13 protein-coding genes are annotated in these 17,232 nt (G+C 29.9%); 12 read left to right on the top strand and 1 reads right to left on the bottom strand.

Annotation, left to right across the window (positions count from 1 at the left end):
- The first annotated feature begins 75 nt into the window (after window positions 1-75).
- Window positions 76-1,035, top strand: coding sequence for a 6-phosphofructokinase (gene pfkA / locus ACQ3F0_RS12995; protein ID WP_428865712.1), 960 nt, complete (start codon window positions 76-78; stop codon window positions 1,033-1,035).
- A 267-nt stretch (window positions 1,036-1,302) separates the two neighbouring features.
- Entirely contained in the window at window positions 1,303-2,898 is a 1,596-nt protein-coding gene (locus ACQ3F0_RS12990; protein ID WP_428865711.1) for an ABC-F family ATP-binding cassette domain-containing protein, read from the top strand.
- Between the two features lie 101 nt (window positions 2,899-2,999).
- On the opposite strand, the gene ACQ3F0_RS12985 is transcribed toward ACQ3F0_RS12990, so the two are convergent.
- Entirely contained in the window at window positions 3,000-4,913 is a 1,914-nt protein-coding gene (locus ACQ3F0_RS12985; RefSeq protein WP_428865710.1) for an ABC-F family ATP-binding cassette domain-containing protein, read from the bottom strand.
- 454 nt (window positions 4,914-5,367) lie between these two features.
- On the opposite strand from ACQ3F0_RS12985, the gene ACQ3F0_RS12980 reads away from it, so the two are divergent.
- The 10 genes from ACQ3F0_RS12980 to ACQ3F0_RS12935 all read left to right on the top strand — a co-directional run bounded on the left by ACQ3F0_RS12980 (window position 5,368) and on the right by ACQ3F0_RS12935 (window position 17,128).
- Window positions 5,368-5,889, top strand: a complete 522-nt coding sequence (locus ACQ3F0_RS12980) for a sigma-70 family RNA polymerase sigma factor (protein ID WP_428865890.1) — start codon at window positions 5,368-5,370, stop codon at window positions 5,887-5,889.
- Window positions 5,882-6,799 carry a DUF4179 domain-containing protein gene (locus ACQ3F0_RS12975; RefSeq protein WP_428865709.1) on the top strand — a complete coding sequence of 306 codons (918 nt, stop codon included), beginning with the start codon at window positions 5,882-5,884 and terminating at the stop codon, window positions 6,797-6,799. Before ACQ3F0_RS12980 ends, ACQ3F0_RS12975 begins: the two co-directional genes overlap by 8 nt.
- Window positions 6,800-6,941: 142 nt before the next feature.
- Window positions 6,942-7,634, top strand: coding sequence for a metallophosphoesterase family protein (locus ACQ3F0_RS12970; RefSeq protein ID WP_428865708.1), 693 nt, complete (start codon window positions 6,942-6,944; stop codon window positions 7,632-7,634).
- Between the two features lie 36 nt (window positions 7,635-7,670).
- Entirely contained in the window at window positions 7,671-9,113 is a 1,443-nt protein-coding gene (gene cls, locus ACQ3F0_RS12965; protein WP_428865707.1) for a cardiolipin synthase, read from the top strand.
- Between the two features lie 345 nt (window positions 9,114-9,458).
- Window positions 9,459-11,327 carry an ATP-binding cassette domain-containing protein gene (locus tag ACQ3F0_RS12960; protein WP_428865706.1) on the top strand — a complete coding sequence of 623 codons (1,869 nt, stop codon included), beginning with the start codon at window positions 9,459-9,461 and terminating at the stop codon, window positions 11,325-11,327.
- Between the two features lie 19 nt (window positions 11,328-11,346).
- Window positions 11,347-11,934, top strand: a complete 588-nt coding sequence (locus ACQ3F0_RS12955) for an ANTAR domain-containing response regulator (protein WP_428865705.1) — start codon at window positions 11,347-11,349, stop codon at window positions 11,932-11,934.
- 527 nt (window positions 11,935-12,461) lie between these two features.
- On the top strand, window positions 12,462-13,409 hold the full coding sequence (locus ACQ3F0_RS12950) for an ABC transporter substrate-binding protein (protein WP_428865704.1): 948 nt from the start codon (window positions 12,462-12,464) through the stop codon (window positions 13,407-13,409).
- An 81-nt stretch (window positions 13,410-13,490) separates the two neighbouring features.
- Entirely contained in the window at window positions 13,491-14,993 is a 1,503-nt protein-coding gene (locus ACQ3F0_RS12945; RefSeq protein ID WP_428865703.1) for a sugar ABC transporter ATP-binding protein, read from the top strand.
- Window positions 14,986-15,972 (top strand): ABC transporter permease, encoded by a 987-nt coding sequence (locus ACQ3F0_RS12940; protein WP_428865702.1) that lies wholly within the window; start codon window positions 14,986-14,988, stop codon window positions 15,970-15,972. The genes ACQ3F0_RS12945 and ACQ3F0_RS12940 overlap by 8 nt, the downstream gene beginning before the upstream one ends.
- Before the next feature lie 79 nt (window positions 15,973-16,051).
- Complete coding sequence (locus ACQ3F0_RS12935) at window positions 16,052-17,128, top strand: alcohol dehydrogenase catalytic domain-containing protein (RefSeq protein WP_428865701.1); 1,077 nt, start codon at window positions 16,052-16,054, stop codon at window positions 17,126-17,128.
- Window positions 17,129-17,232: the final 104 nt, after the last annotated feature.

The following is a 17,232-nucleotide window of genomic DNA, read 5'->3' as shown; positions in this document are numbered from 1 at the left end:
TAAATATTTGATCATTATTGTAAAATAGTTATAATTAATAGGAAAAATTTACGTATAGGCTTTGGAGGAGATAAGATGAAGACAATTGCGGTATTAACTTCTGGTGGAGATGCGCCTGGCATGAATGCAGCTATAAGGGCAGTGGTTAGGTATGGTGTAGGTAATGGACTGAAAGTTATGGGTATTCAAAGAGGATATAGAGGTTTAATAAATGGTGAAATAACAGAACTAAATTCAAATAGTGTTTGCGATATTATCCAAAGAGGTGGAACAATTTTAAGAACTGCAAGGTGTAAAGAATTCATGACAGAGGAAGGTAGAAAAAAAGCATTTAATATACTAAAAGTATATGGAATTGATGGGCTCGTTGTTATAGGTGGAGATGGATCATTTCAAGGGGCTAGAGAATTATCAAAATTAGGTATAAAAACAGTAGGAGTTCCAGGAACTATAGATAATGATTTAGCTTATACAGATGCTACTATAGGTTTTGATACAGCAGCAAACACTGCTTTAGATGCTATTAAGAAACTGAGAGATACATCTTCTTCTCATGGACAAGTTAGTATTGTTGAAGTTATGGGAAGAAATTGTGGAGATTTAGCTCTTTATGCAGGAGTTGCAGGAGGAGCATTAAGTATAATAGTCCCTGAAAAAGAGTTTGATGTAGATCAACTATGCAAAACGTTGTTAGAAGGGAAAATGTTAGGAAAGAGACATAACTTGGTGATTTTAGCCGAAGGGGTTGGCGGAGCTGAAAAATTGTCTAGAACAGTCCAAGAAGTTACTGGTATAGGAACAAGAATTACAATCTTAGGACATATTCAAAGAGGGGGTAGTCCTACTGTTAATGATGTTATACTAGCATCAAAACTTGGAGCTAAAGCAGTTAGAGTATTAATCCAAGGTAAATCATCAAGAGTTGTAGGAATAAGTGCTGGAAAGATATTTGATGAAGATATTGATGTGGCATTATCGCAAAAGCAATCTTTTGATGAAGAACTTCTTAATTTAGCTAGTTTGATTAGTAAATAAGGTTTGTTCAGTGTTATAAAGTATGTTATAATTGCACAGTGCACAATGCACAGTTAATGGTGATTTTCTTGCAGAGAATCTTTAAACTAAGCTATTATCTGCTTTGCAGATTGCAATAATAAAGTACTTTTGTTGACGCAAAAATAATTATTTTAGCTTTTACTTAAATTAAAAGCTTTCTATATAATAGAAAGGTGTCATCAATTGTGCATTATGAATTAATAATTGTGCATTGAATATATAAAACTAGTAGAGGATGGTAGTTCAGTGATTAATGTAACAAATATAAGTCTCAGATATGGGGCACGAAAACTATTTGAAGATGTAAATTTAAAATTCACTCCGGGAAATTGTTATGGTGTAATAGGTGCTAATGGAGCGGGAAAAAGTACTTTTTTAAAGATTCTATCTGGAGAAATAGAACCTAATACTGGTGAAGTTTCAATTGCTAATGGAATTCGAATGTCAGTTTTGAAACAGAACCACTTTGAATATGATGAGTTTAGAGTTATAGAAACTGTAATTATGGGAAATGCCAGGTTGTACCAAATCATGAAAGAAAAAGATGAACTTTATGCAAAACCAGATTTTTCTGATGAAGATGGAATAAAAGCTTCTGAATTAGAAGGCGAATTTGCAGAATTAAACGGTTGGGAAGCTGAATCTGAAGCAGCATCATTGTTACAGGGCCTTGGTATATCTAAAGATTTGCACGAGAAGCAAATGTCTGATATTACAGATGCTGAAAAAATCAAAGTATTATTAGCGCAAGCTTTATTTGGTGATCCAGGAGTATTAATTCTGGACGAGCCTACTAACCATTTAGATATTCAATCTATTAACTGGCTTGAAGAGTTTTTAATAAATTTTGAAGGAACAGTGATTGTTGTATCCCATGATAGACATTTCTTGAATAAGGTTTGTACTCATATGGCAGATGTGGACTTTGGTAAAATAAAACTTTATGTTGGTAACTACGACTTCTGGTATGAATCTAGCCAACTAATGCTGAAAATGATGAAAGACCAAAATAAGAAAAAAGAAGAAAAAATAAAAGAATTGCAAAACTTTATAGCTAGATTTAGTGCTAATGCTTCTAAATCAAAACAGGCTACATCACGTAAAAAATCATTAGATAAAATATCTTTAGATGATATTCAACCTTCAACAAGAAAATATCCTTTTGTTGGTTTCAAACCAGAAAGAGAAGTTGGTAATATAATTTTAGAAGTTGAAGGATTAACTAAAACAATAGATGGAGAAAAAATCTTAAATAATGTAAGTTTTATAGTTTCAAAGGATGATAAAATTGTTTTTACTGCGGAAAACCCAAATGCTGTGACAACTTTGTTTAAAATTATAACAGGTGAATTAGAAGCAGATAGTGGTGAATTCAAATGGGGAACAACTATTACAAAAGCTTATTTCCCGAAAGATAATAATGAATATTTTGAAAATGTAGATTTGACTTTAGTTGAGTGGTTACGTCAGTACTCTGATGAGAAAACTGAAAGCTATTTAAGAGGTTTCTTAGGAAGAATGCTTTTCTCTGGGGAAGAAGCTCTTAAAAAAGTAAATGTACTTTCAGGTGGAGAAAAGGTAAGATGTATGTTATCTAGAATGATGCTAAGTACTGCTAATGTATTGATATTAGATCAACCAACTAACCATTTAGATTTAGAATCAATTACAGCTGTTAATAATGGTTTAGTTGATTATAAAAGTAACCTTCTATTTGCTTCTCATGACCATCAGTTTATACAAACTATAGCTAATAGAGTTATAGAATTAACTAATGATGGATATATTGATAAGAGAATGACTTATGATGAATACTTAGAAACAGTAAAAAACTATAAATAATTAGTTAGTTGACAGTGCTCAGGTGACAGTTGACAGTAAAGGATGATTTAAAGCTTCCACAAAGTGAAAGGTATCCTTTACTGTCAACTGTGAGCTGTTAACTAATTTTTTGCTTCATTTATTTTCTCATTCAATTCATTTAAATAAGCCCATCTATCCATTTTTTCTTCTAATTCTTTCTCGTGTTTTTCTTTTTCAGACAAGAGTTCTTGTAAAAGTCCGTAGTTACTTCCAGCACCATTTATCTTCTCTTCTACTTCAACCAAAGAGTTTTCGATGGTTTCGATTATAGAATCTATTTCTTCAAATTCTCTTCTTTCATTATAAGAAAATTTTAAAGGCTTTTCTTTTTTATTTTCATTATTTTTTCTTATACTAGTTTTTTCAGAAGACTCAGTTTTGAGTTTAGCTTCATTATTTTCTTTAGAAATTTCACAATAATTTGAGTAATCACCTATATACTTCGTGATTTTCCCATTTCCCTCAAAAGAAAATATTTTGTTAGCGATTCTATCAAGAAAATATCTATCATGTGAAACTGCTATTATAGGTCCGTGAAAATTATCAAGGTAATCTTCTAAGATAGTTAGAGTTTCGATATCCAAGTCATTTGTAGGTTCATCTAAAAATAAAACATTAGGAGCATCCATTAGAACTTTTAATAAATAAAGTCTTCGTTTTTCACCACCAGAAAGTTTACCGATATATGTCCATTGAGCTGAAGGTGGAAATAAAAATCTTTCAAGCATTTGAGAAGCACTTATTTTGCTTCCATCAGCAGTTGTTATGAATTCTGCAATTTCTTTAATATATTCAATTACACGTAAGGTTTCATCCATATGTGAAGTTTCTTGAGAATAATAACCGATTTTTACAGTTTCACCTATGTCTATCATGCCAGTATCAGGAGAGGTTTTTCCATAAATTAAATTCATCAATGTAGACTTACCTATACCATTAGCACCGACGATACCTATTCTGTCATCTCTAAGTAAAATATAACTAAAATCATCAATCAGTTTGAGATCATCATAACTTTTACTTAAATTCTCGATTTCAATAATTTTTTTACCCAATCTGCTGCTAGCTGAAGAAATTTGTACTTTTTCTTCGTTAATATCAACTTTGGAGTCTTTTATTTTTTCGAATCTATCTATTCTAGCCTTTTGTTTAGTTGTTCTTGCTTTTGCACCTCTTTTTATCCAAGCTAATTCTCTTCTATATAGATTTTGTCTTTTACTTTCATTTGCAGCTTCAAGCTCTAATCTTTCAGCTTTTTTTTGAAGAAATACTGAATAATTACCTTTGTAACTGTATAGATTACCTTTATCTAATTCAATAATCTTGTTTGTTATTCTATCTAGAAAATATCTATCATGTGTTATCATTAATAGCGCGCCTTTACGATTATTCAACAATTTTTCAAGCCATTCAATAGTATCATTATCTAAATGGTTTGTAGGCTCGTCAAGTATTAAAAGATCTGCAGGTGATATTAATGTAGAAGCTAGCGCAATACGCTTTTTCTGACCACCTGATAGAGTGCCAATTTTAGCTTCAAAATTTGAAACGCCTAATTTTGTAAGGATAGTTTTTGCTTCATTTTCTACTTTCCATGCATTTGCAGCATCCATTTTTAGGTTTAAATTTGTTAATTGATTTTGAAATTTGGCATTCAGAGGATCTAAATTTAATTTTTCTAATACAGTTTCATATTCTCTTAGTAAAACCATCAAAGAAGAATCACCTTTGAAAACCTGTTCTAAGACAGTTGCGTTATTATCCATAAATGGATTTTGTGAAAGATATTCAATTCTAATATTGTTACCCTTAGTGATTTTGCCGCTATCTTCATATTCTAAACCAGCTACTATTTTTAGAAAAGTAGATTTACCTGTGCCGTTAATTCCAATTAAACCAATTTTGTCACCATCTTCAATTCCTAGGGAGATGTTATTCAATAAAACTTTTTCGCTATAGCTTTTGCTTATATTTTCAATAGTTAATAAATTCATATACATTCCTTTCATGTTGCATAATGTCTATTTATTGTAGAGATTCCAGTTAAACTATTAATTTATACGTGTCCAAAACTCGTTGATACGTCGAGATTTTGATACAAGTATAAATTAAGTTTAACATAGGATTCTCTATATCTATAGAGATAAACAACTTCAACTATAAATTTATACAAGTCCAAAATTCATTAATGCCTGAGATTTTGGACATGTATAAATTAAGTTTTCGTAATGTTTATCTATTATATAATACCATTTAAAAGTGTGTTTTATCTAGAAATTTTAGTTGATATTTTATTATTTCAAAATTATTAAAATAAATAAAAAACATTGAAACTATTTATAGTATATAATTTGTCTAATAAGTGTAAATGATAAAAACAAATAATGATGGATCCATTAAATTGATATCAGGGTGGAGTAAGGCTTAGTCCACTTGTAAGGAGGGGTAATTCTGAATAAAAAAGTAATTAAAGCCATTAATGGTGATGAAAAAAGTTTTTGTGAGCTCATAGAAGATAATAAAGAAAAAATTTATAGAATGGCATATAGTTATGTAAATGACAAAGATGAGGCATTAGATGTAGTTCAAGATGCAGTATACAAAGCCTATATTTCTATAAAAAAATTAAAGAATCCTGAATTTTTTACCACGTGGTTAACTAGAATTGTAATAAATTCTGCATTAAACAGTATAAAAAAATCTAAAAAAATTGTATATATTGATGAATATACTAATGATGCTGGAAGTGATGATTTAAAAGAAATTGAAGATTCGATGGATTTACATACAGCTATTAATAGTTTGGATGATAAGTATAAAACTATTGTATTATTGAAATTCTTTGAAGATAGAACCTTAGAGGATATTTCTCAGATATTGAATCTGCCGCTGAGTACTGTTAAAAGTCGTTTATATCGGGCACTGAATAAGTTGAAATTAAATCTTAAGGAGGCTGAAAATTTTGAGTAAAAATATGAAAGATTTAAAAAATGATTATGATAATATAGAAATTCCAAATGAATTAGATGATTTTATAAATAAAGGTATTATGAAGGGAAGAAATGAAATGAAAAAGAAAAATTCTAAGAGTAAATGGTTTAAAGGGGCAGCGTCAACTGCAGCAGTATTCGTTGCTTTTACTTTAAGTGTAAATACAATACCGGCTTTCGCAAATTCAATAATTGATATTCCTGTTATTGGTGAGTTGGTTAAAATTGTACAGATTGATAAGGAAAGTGTTACAGGGGGAAAAATTACAGATGGAGCAGATGTAGATTCTATAGATATAAAGGAAAATGGTAAAGGAGAATCAATTGTTATTGGAATTTCAAATGATAATATTATTGCAGATATTGCGCCTCACTTTGATGTAGAATATAATGAGTATCCATATTCATTGACATTTACAATTAGTGGAGCTAGAGGTTTATCTGCAGAAAAGTATTTTGATTCTTTAAAAGAAAATAAATTTGTATCTGATGTTTATAAAATAATAACTATGGATGATTCTATGGTACGATTTAATGTTACACTTAATGGACCTGTAAAAGTTGAGGTTCAAGAGTATAAGGACCCAGCGCAAATCATTGTGAATTTAACTGAAGCTGACCAAATTACTGAAAAAATTATATACTCAGTAAGAAGTGCATCATATCCAAATGGAGAGCAGATTGGTATTATGGAAGAAATGTTTGGAGTAGAATCATCAAGAATAATAAAAGATAAAGATGGAACATTCCTTGTTGAAGCAGGAACATTTGAAAGGATTGAAGAAGCAAATGAAAAAATTGAAGAAATTAAGAATAACTTCGGTTCTGAAATGAAGATATATATTGAGGAAAGAAATGCAGGAGATATTCCTAAAGTTATAAGTGAATAGATTTTTACAGACACTAGTTTAGAGCTGGTGTCTTTATTTATGTATAGGAATTTATTAATTGATACATTTTTATGTAAATGGTATTATTATAAAAGAGATTTTATTATTTAAGTGTTTATGTTCGATTAGGAGGAGTAATTAAATGAAAATAGCAGTAATTTCAGATATTCACGGGAATTTAGAAGCATTAAAAAAGGTTTTAGAAGATATTGAGAAAAGAGATGTTGAGAATATTATATGTGCTGGTGATTTAGTAGGCTATGGTCCTTACCAAAATGAAGTGATTGAATATATAAGTTCAAAAAATGTTTTGTTAATAGGTGGTAATTATGATAGAGCAGTTGCTTCAAATGATGTAAAGTATATAAAAGATTCTGATTTCAATAGAAATTTCGCATTACCTTGGAGTGTTGAAAAAGTTACTGAGAAGAATAAAAAATTATTAAAAAGACTTCCGGAGAGTTTAACTTTAACTGTAAATAACAAAGTAATTAAGATTGTGCATGGGAGTCCAACTAAAGTGAATCAATACTTGTTCGAGGATGGAGAGGATACAAAAGAAATAATGGAGAGTTTTGATGGTGATGTTTTAGTTTGTGCACATACGCATTTACCTTTTATAAAAGAGTTTGGTACAAAACTTTTGATTAATGATGGAAGCGTAGGTAAACCTAAAATTGGAAGTCATAATATTACATATGCGTTAATAAATATAGATGATAAAGTTTCAGCAGAAATTGTTGAGTTGAAACATGATAATACGCCGTTAATAGAAGAATTGAAAAAGTTGAATGTTCATGAAGCAGTTATAAAAAGTTTTGTTAATGGGGAATAATTTAAATAGTTTATCAATATAGAGAGGAGTTATTATATGAATTTATTTAATTTTGCTCTTGTGACTCTATTTATTGTAAATATGTTACTTGCAATATTGTTAATTTTTATTGAAAGAAGAAATCCAACATCAACATGGGCTTGGTTAGTAGTATTGTTTATTTTGCCAGGAATTGGTTTCTTTTTGTACTTATTATTAGGGCAAAACTTTCATAGGAAAAAAATGTTTGATTTAAAAAGTGAAGAAGATGCTTTGCACAAAAAACTTCTATTGCAGAATGAAGAGTTGATTCAAGCAAAGCTTACGATAAATGACTCAAAAGTTGATAGATATATTGATATGGTTAGAATGAATTATAGATATAGTAATTCTTTGTATACACAAAATAACGGTGTTAAAATATATACTAATGGAAATGATAAATTTACCCAACTTATTGAAGATATTAGAGGAGCTAAGCATCATATTCATATAGGTTACTATATATATAAGCCTGATAAGATTGGAAATGAAATTTTAGAGGAGCTGATTATAAAGGCTAAGAAGGGGATTAAGGTACGACTTCTTTATGATGCTATGGGTGGTAGAACAATTCCAAAGCATTTTTTTGATGAATTAAAAAAAGCTGGAGGGAAGGTTGCAATTTTTTTCCCTTCCAAAATACCGCACTTTAACATTCGTGTAAACTATAGAAATCATAGGAAGATTGCTGTGATTGATGGTAAAATCGGCTATGTAGGTGGTCTTAATATTGGTGATGAGTATTTAGGACGTAGTAAAATATTTGGATATTGGAGAGATACTCATTTAAGAATTTGTGGTGACGCAGTTGATAGTCTACAAAAGAGATTCTTACTTGATTGGAGATATGCATCAGAAGAAGAGATTCATTTTCACAAAAAGTATTTTCCTATCAAAGCAGATTGTGGAACTACAGGTATTCAGATAGTAACTAGTGGACCTGATGCTGAAGAACAAGAAATTAAAAATGGTTATTTGAAAATGATTCAGTCGGCTAAAAAGAGAATATATATTCAATCACCATACTTTGTTCCTGATGATAGTATTTTAGAATCTTTAAGAATAGCAGCTTTGTCAGGCGTTGATGTAAAAATAATGATTCCTAATATGCCTGATCATCCTTTTGTATATTGGGCAACATATTCTTATGTAGGTGATTTAATAAAATCAGGGGTTCGAAGTTATAAATATAATAAAGGATTTCTACATGCTAAAACTATAGTGGTTGATGGGGAAATTGCATCTGTAGGAACAGCAAATATGGACATAAGAAGCTACAAATTGAACTTTGAAGTTAATGCTTTTATTTATGATCATAATGTTGCAGGAGAAATTGAAAAAATATTCAATGAAGATATAAAGGAATCAGAAGAAATCACAAAAAATTTATATGATAAAAGGAGTAAAAGAATACAGTTTAAAGAGTCTATTGCTCGGTTGTTATCGCCAATATTATAGATTTAAAATAAAGATATGGAATAAAAAGTTAATTTTCTCTGAATAAAATAGATAATGCTAATATTAATAAAGTATTAAAAGCTTTAGTATTAAAGATATTTGGTATTATCTATTTTAGATTTTTTATGTTAAAAGAATTTATAAATTTATTATTATAAGTGTAAAGTATAATTGGATAATTATTTTTATTATAATGTAGTTTTATGGAATATCGTAGTAAGGGAGATATTGACTTGGAATTAAAAGTATATTATACTTCAAATAAAGTAAAGGACATATAAATATGGTGTATATGTTTAGTATTGTTATTAAAAATTGTAAATTATAAGAGTGAAGGTGTTTGCTTTGGGAGACTTTATTTTCAAAATTGAAAATCTAAAAAGTGTTAATTTGGTAGGAGATAATCTAAAAGGTTTAAATCTAAACATAAAATCTAGTGAAGTACACGCGTTGGTAGGGAGCAATGATTCTATTACAAGAACATTTATTAAATCTATCTCGGGAGAAGAAAAGGATGTATTAGGTAAAGTAATATTTAAAGAAGAAAATTTAGATATGAATCAAATTAATACCAATAAAGATATCTCATTTTTATTTCAGGAGTCTACATTAGTAGATACACTATCAGTTTACGAAAATATAGTGTTGAATTATTTTCCTAAAAAAAGACCTTTTCCTTTTATTAATTGGAAAAGATCTAAAGAAAATGCAATGAGAATATTAGAAGACTTAAATTTTAGTGTCAATTATAAGCAAAAAGTCTCAAAATTATCAAGTGAGCAAAAAAAAATAGTTTACATAGCAAAAATATTTTACAATAATCCAGAACTTATAATTATGTACAACCCTACTGAAGATCTGAGTTCAGAGTATGTTCAAAAGTTATACCAACTTATTGATAAATGTAAAAATGAAGGCAAAAGTATTTTATATGTCACAAAACAATGGGAAGAAGCTTTAAAAGTTGGGGACAGAATTTCTATTTTATCAGAAGGTGTAGTGAAAAAAACTTTTATAGCAGATGAAGCAAAAAAGAATCCTCAGGAAGTATTAAATCTTTTAGGAAAATTTAATTATAAAAAAAGTGAAACAAAAATAGATTATGAGAGTGAAGAAGTTTTAGATGCAGTATTTAGAGCTGCTGAATTTTTGACTTCCGAATATGAGTTAAAAGATGTATTGCTATTATTATCTAAACAAGTTATTAAATTTATGAATGCGGATGGCTGTACTATTCATTTAATAGATGAGAGTACTAATACTATTATAGATACTTTGGAATTTAAAATTAAAGAGGAATTACAAGCCAAGTTAAAAGAAGAATTTATTCTGAATGTAGTTCATAAAAATGATTTATATTATTCAAATAAACGTGAAAAAGATTATCTCTCAATTTTTGAATTAAACAATAAAGTCAAGACAATCATTTGTGTTCCTGTTTTGATAAGATCTCGTGTAACTGGAATTATTCAAATATACTACGAAAGACTATATGCTCATTCCAGAGATGAAGCGAAATACTTATCTGCTTTTGTACGGCATGCTGCAATTGCAATTGAAGATACAAGGTTGATGGGTAGGTCAGCTTTGCTTCAAGAGAGTCATCATAGAATTAAAAACAATCTTCAATCGATTGTTAATCTTATAGCTTTGCAGAAGAAAGTAGGAGAGAAAGAAAAAAGTTATGAGTTAGATAATATTCTTGATAATATTATTTCACGCATAAAGAGTATTGCTGCGGTTCATGATCTTTTGGCTACAGATAAATTAGGGAGAAGTATTATAAATATAAAGGATATAGTAGTAAGAATTTCAAGTTTTTTTAAATCTATGAATGTAGAGTTAGATATATGTTTAGAGTTAGATGATATATTTATACCTTATAATAAAGCTACTTCAATTGCTTTAATAATAAACGAATTAATTAGTAATTGTTTGAAACATGCTTTTATTGGTGAGAGCAAGGGAATTATTGCTGTGAGATGTAAACGTCTAAAAGATGTTGTTTTATTATCAGTGGAAGATAATGGGGTTGGATTACCAAAAGATTTTGAAAAAAATAATATGGATAGTTTAGGTGTATCTATTGTCTCATCAATTGCAAAATACGAATTTAAAGGGAGTATAGAGTTTATTCCATTAGAAAAAGGTACGAAAGTAGAAATAAAGTTGATGAATGATAAGGTTTTTGTGACATATAAGAAATATAATTAATATTTAGGGGGGGACGTTTGTGGAAAAACCATTAAGAATTTTGATAGCTGAAGATGAATATTTATGTCTAATGGGTTTATCTGCTAATTTAAAACAACTTGGTCATGAAGTTATCGGTGAGGCTATCGATGGTAATGAACTTGTAGAAATTGCAAGAAAAAACAAACCAGATTTAATAATAACTGATATTAATATGCCACTTTTAGATGGAATTGAAGCAATTAAAAAGCTTAATGAACAATTGATTATTCCAAGTATAATTGTAAGTGGATATCATGATAGAGAACTAATTGAAAAAGCATCAAAACAAGGAGTGTTTAATTATTTAATCAAGCCTATAGATATCCAAGATTTAAAAGTTGCTATTGAAATTACTATGTCAAAATATGAGGAATTTGAAAAAATAAAGAGTGAGCTTAACGATACTCAAAATGCACTTAAACGGCGTAAATATATAGAGAAAGCTAAAGGAATTTTAATGGATAGATTTAGTTTAAGAGAAGATGATGCAATGAAGCGATTGCAAAAAATGAGTAGAGATAAGAATAAAAAAATGATTGACATAGCTAAGGAAATAATAAAGGCTAGTGAAATTTTAAGTAATTAAATTAATTTGTACTTGACATTTAATTATGATAGTAATATACTTTAAATGTGTACAAGATGTTTTGTAATTTGTCGGATGTATACGGTTAAATTTGAAAATAATATTATAAAAATCTATTTCTATTTTTGTTGTATTACATATTTAGAATAGAGAATAACCTAAAAGTTGGTCGCAAAATTTCTTAACAGTGATTTAAACTGATTATTAAATAGTTAGTGTTGTGCTTATGATTGGTACAAAGTGACTATATTGGTTGTGGATGAGATTGTGATAATTTAATATTTAGAATTCTGAGTTTATGATAGATTCAGGGTTCTTGAGGTTATGGTGCCTCGTAAGAACATGTTTAAGGTTTTTATGCCTTTGCGTGTATTTACGAGGCACTTATTTTTTGTGATAATTATTTCTAAAATAAAATGTGCTTAAATGATGGCTTAATATGAGGAGGTGTAATGAATTAAGGATTAATCAATTCAAAAGTCTATAAATATTAGTTTTGTAAATAATTTAATTTTAGGAGGGTTTTTATGAAAAAAATATTAGCTTTATTAATGGTGTTAACTTTAGCATTTACAGGGTGCGCAACTAAAAATAATTCAAATGCAGGAAATGTAACTGACGCTAATGCTGAAAAAACTGAAGGAATAATCGTTGGCATGTCTTTCCAGGAAATGGATAATCCTTATTTCATTACAATGAAAGAAGCAATAGAAGAAGCAACAGATTTAATAGGAGCTGAACTTATTATAACAGATGCTCGTCATGATGTAAGTAAACAAATTAGCGATATAGAAGATATGATTCAAAAGGGTGTTAAGATTTTATTATTAAACCCAACTGATAGTGTTGGTGTTGAAGCGGCTGTTGTTGAAGCTCAAAAATCAGGAGTTATTGTTGTTGCTATTGATGCACAAGCAAATGGTCCTATTGATTCTTTTGTAGGTTCTAAAAACTATGATGCAGGTTACTTAGCAGGACAACAAATGGCAAAAGATTTAAGTGGAAAGGGTAAAGTTGCGATTCTAAATGGTATTCCAGTAGTTCCTATACTTGAAAGAGTAAGAGGTTTTGAAGCTGCTATGAAAGAATATGCTGATATTGAAATCGTTGACAACCAAAATGGTAAACAAGAACGTAGTGCAGCTATGGCTGTAACAGAAAACATGTTACAAGCTAATCAAGATTTAGATGCTATATTTAGTGTTAATGATACTGGTGCTTTAGGATCTTTAGCAGCTATTGAGGGTGCGGGAAAAGACGTTGCTCTTTATAGTGTAGATGGTCATCCAGAAGCAGTTGAAGCAGTGTTGGATGGGAAAATATTCAAAGCTACAGTAGCTCAATATCCTCGTGATCAAGTTAGAATTGGTTTTGGTATAGCATTAGCTAAATACCTAGGTGCTCATGTTCCAGCTGAAGTACCAGTAGATGTTGAATTATTAACAAGTGAAAATGCTAAAGGATTTAGTTGGTAAGAATAATAATTAAAAAATGGCACTCTGGATATACAGAGTGCCACTCTTAAATAAATAATATAAAAGAAGAGGGAGGTTAAGATGGATAAAATTCTACAGTTACAGGATATAGTTAAGGAGTTTCCGGGAGTAAAAGCATTAGATGAAGTGAATTTAGATTTAACTAGTGGAGAAATTCATGCTCTTGTAGGTGAAAACGGAGCTGGAAAATCCACATTAATGAAGATTTTATCTGGAATTTATAAACCTACCAGTGGGAAAATATTTTTTAAAGGCAAAGAAATCCATTTAGATAACACAAAACAAGCTCAGGAATTAGGAATTGCAATAATACATCAGGAGTTTAGTTTGATTCCATACTTAAATTCCGTAGATAATATATTTTTAGGAAGAGAGCTAAGAAAAAAGAATGGTTTATTAAATAGGAATTTAATGAGAGAAAAGGCTAAAGAATTATTAAATAAAATTGACGTTGAAGTTGACTTGGATAAAACAGTATCAGAATTAAGTGTAGCGGAGCAACAATTCATTGAAATAGCAAAAGCTATATCTGTTAATGCGGAACTATTGATATTAGATGAACCAACTGCTACGTTAACAGAAGGAGAAGTTAAGCATCTTTTTAATTTAATGAAGAATCTTCAAAAAAATGGTGTAACTATGGTATTTATTTCTCATCATATGGACGAACTTTTCCAGATTGTTGACAGAATGACTGTTTTACGAGATGGTAAATGGATTGGAACAGATTCTATGGAAAACGTTACTGAACAAGATATTATTCGAATGCTGGTAGGTAGAGAATTGAAGGATACATTCCCTAAAAGCTTGGGTTCTAAATTTGATAAAGAAGTTGTTCTAGAAGTCAAAAACCTTAAAAACAAAAAAGTTAATGGAGTATCGTTTAAGTTGCATAAAGGGGAAATTCTTGGTCTTTCAGGTTTGGTAGGTTCAGGAAGAACTGAAACCGTTAGAGCATTAATTGGAGCAGATAAAGCAGAGGAAAAAGTAATTGAAATTAAAGGTAAAAATATTAGAATAAAATCTCCTTATGAAGCGCTAAATCATGGCATTGCTTTGATACCAGAGGATAGAAAAAACCAGGGACTGGTTTTAGAAGCATCTGTTAGGAATAATATTAGTTTAGGTTCTATAAATAAGATTGTAAATAAATATAGTTTACTAAATAAAATAAAAGAGAAAAATATAGTTGATGAATATATATCAAGCTTAAAGATAAAGACACCAAGTTCTTTGCAATGGGTTAAAAACTTAAGTGGTGGTAATCAACAAAAAGTAGTTATAGCAAAATGTTTAAATACTGAAAGTGGTATTCTAATTTTTGATGAACCCACTAGAGGGATTGACGTAGGAGCAAAAGCAGAAATATACAAGTTGATGAAAGAACTGGTTGACAATGGTATTTCTATAATTATGATATCATCTGAGCTTCCAGAAATTTTAGGCATGAGTGACAGGATATTAGTTATGCATAAGGGTAATATTGCAGGAGAACTTTCTAGAGAGGAAGCAAGTCAAGAAAGAATTATGTATTATGCAACCGGGGGTGGAATTAATGAGTGAATCAACTAAAAATAATAAACAATTGAAAAAGAGTATTATAAAAAGAGAATCAACAATTGGTTTAAGAAAGGAATTAATTACCTTTATTGGCTTTATTGTTTTATGTATACTAATGGCAATATCATCTAGAAGATTTTTATCTCCTGATAATTTAATGAATATTGTTAGACAAGTATCAATTAATGGAGTTTTAGCAGTAGGTATGACTTTTGTAATTTTAACATCAGGTATAGACCTTTCAGTTGGAGCTGTTATGGCATTTACTGGAACTATTATGGCAGGTGCAATGGTTAATCTAGGGTTACATCCTGCGGTAGCAGTACTAGTTGGTATCTTAATAGGTGCTATCATTGGTTTGATAAATGGAACATTGATAGCATATGCAAAGATGCCTCCAATAATTGTTACTCTTGCTATGATGGAAATTCCTAGAGGATTAGCTCTTTTATACACAGGAGGATATCCTTTAGCAGGTTTACCAAAATCTTTTTCTTTCATTGGTCGCGGATATCTGTTTAATGTAATACCAATGCCAGTTATTATTATGTTAATTATTTACGCAATTGCTTATGTGATTTTAAATCATCTACCAATAGGAAGATATATATATGCTATTGGAGGCAATGAAGAAGCTGTTCGTTTATCAGGTGTTAAAGTTAAAAAATACAAAATCATGGCATACGTTATAAGTTCTGTTACAGCAGCTATTAGTGGAATGGTATTGACTTCAAGATTAATGTCTGGTCAACCAATGGCTGGTGTAGGATTTGAATTAGATGCAATAGCAGCAGTTGTATTAGGTGGAACAGATATAGCAGGAGGACGTGGCCATATTGTTGGAACTTTAATAGGTGCACTAATAATAGGAGTTTTAAGTAATGGGTTGAATCTTATGGGAGTATCACCTTACTTCCAAAGAGTTATTAAAGGGCTAATAATCCTTTTGGCAATCTACTTTAGTTCTAAAAAGAAAAAATAAGTTTCAAATAAATAATGATATAAATGTTTATTAAAAATATATAAAAACAATAATTGAAAATATATGAGGAGGGTTTACTATGAAAAAATTACCTGAAATGATGAAGGCGGTAGTAGTTCATGCGCCTGGAGATTATAGATTAGAAGAGGTTCAAAGACCAAAAGCAGGTGCTGGGGATGTTGTTGTAAAAATTGGTCACGCAGGAATCTGTGGAAGTGATTTAAAAGCATCACATGGATCTGATATGTTCTGGGGTGGAGACAATCCTTGGCTAAAAGCACCGGTTATACCTGGTCATGAGTTTTATGGTATTGTTGTGGAATTAGGAGAAGGTGCAGCTGAAAAACATAATATAAAAATAGGAGATAGAGTAACAACAGATCAAATTAACCCATGTGGAGAATGTAGATTCTGTAAAAGTGGTAAGTATTGGATGTGTGAAGTTCATAACATTTATGGTTTTCAAAAGGATGTTGCTGAAGGATCAATGGCAGAATATATGAAATTTGGATCTAATTCTGAAATTTATAAAATTCCAGATAGATTAACTTTTGAAGAAGCTAGTATATTAGAGCCTATGGCATGTGCGATTCATACAATACAAAGAGCAAATATAGAATTTGAAGATGTAGTAGTATTGGCAGGTGCAGGGACTTTAGGTCTTTGTATGGTTCAGTTGATTAAATTAAAAACTCCTAAGAAATTAATTGTATTGGATTTAGATAATGAAAGATTAGCAACTGCTAAAAAGTTTGGAGCAGATTTAGTATTAAATCCAAAAGAAGAAGATGTAATGAAAATTGTCAAAGAACTTACAGGAGGTTACGGTTGTGATGTATATATTGAAGCTACTGGATCACCTGTTGGAGTTAAACAAGGATTACAAATGATTAGAAAACTAGGTAGATTTATAGAGTTTAGTGTATTTGGACAAGAAACTACTACTGACTGGAGTGTTATTGGGGACAGAAAAGAATTAGATGTAAGAGGTTCTCATTTATCACCATATACATATCCTGTTGCTATTGACCTATTTGAAAGAGGATTAGTTAGTGCAGAAGGAATTGTGTCAGCTGTGTACGATCTTAAAGATTTTAAAGAAGCATTTGAAAAAGCTGAAAATCCTAAAAATAAAAAGATATTATTAAAGCCATAAGGATTATATTGACAGGTCATAAAGTTTAAATGACCTGTCAATATAAGTTAGTAGGTATAATAACAAGTACAAAAAAGATTAGAAATAGTATTAAAAAAAGGAGC

This window comes from Clostridium sediminicola (genome assembly GCF_050402865.1).
Taxonomy (GTDB): domain Bacteria; phylum Bacillota; class Clostridia; order Clostridiales; family Clostridiaceae; genus Clostridium_AF; species Clostridium_AF sediminicola.
Note: the sequence above shows the minus strand (reverse complement) of the source record. Positions and strands in the feature narration are given on the sequence as shown.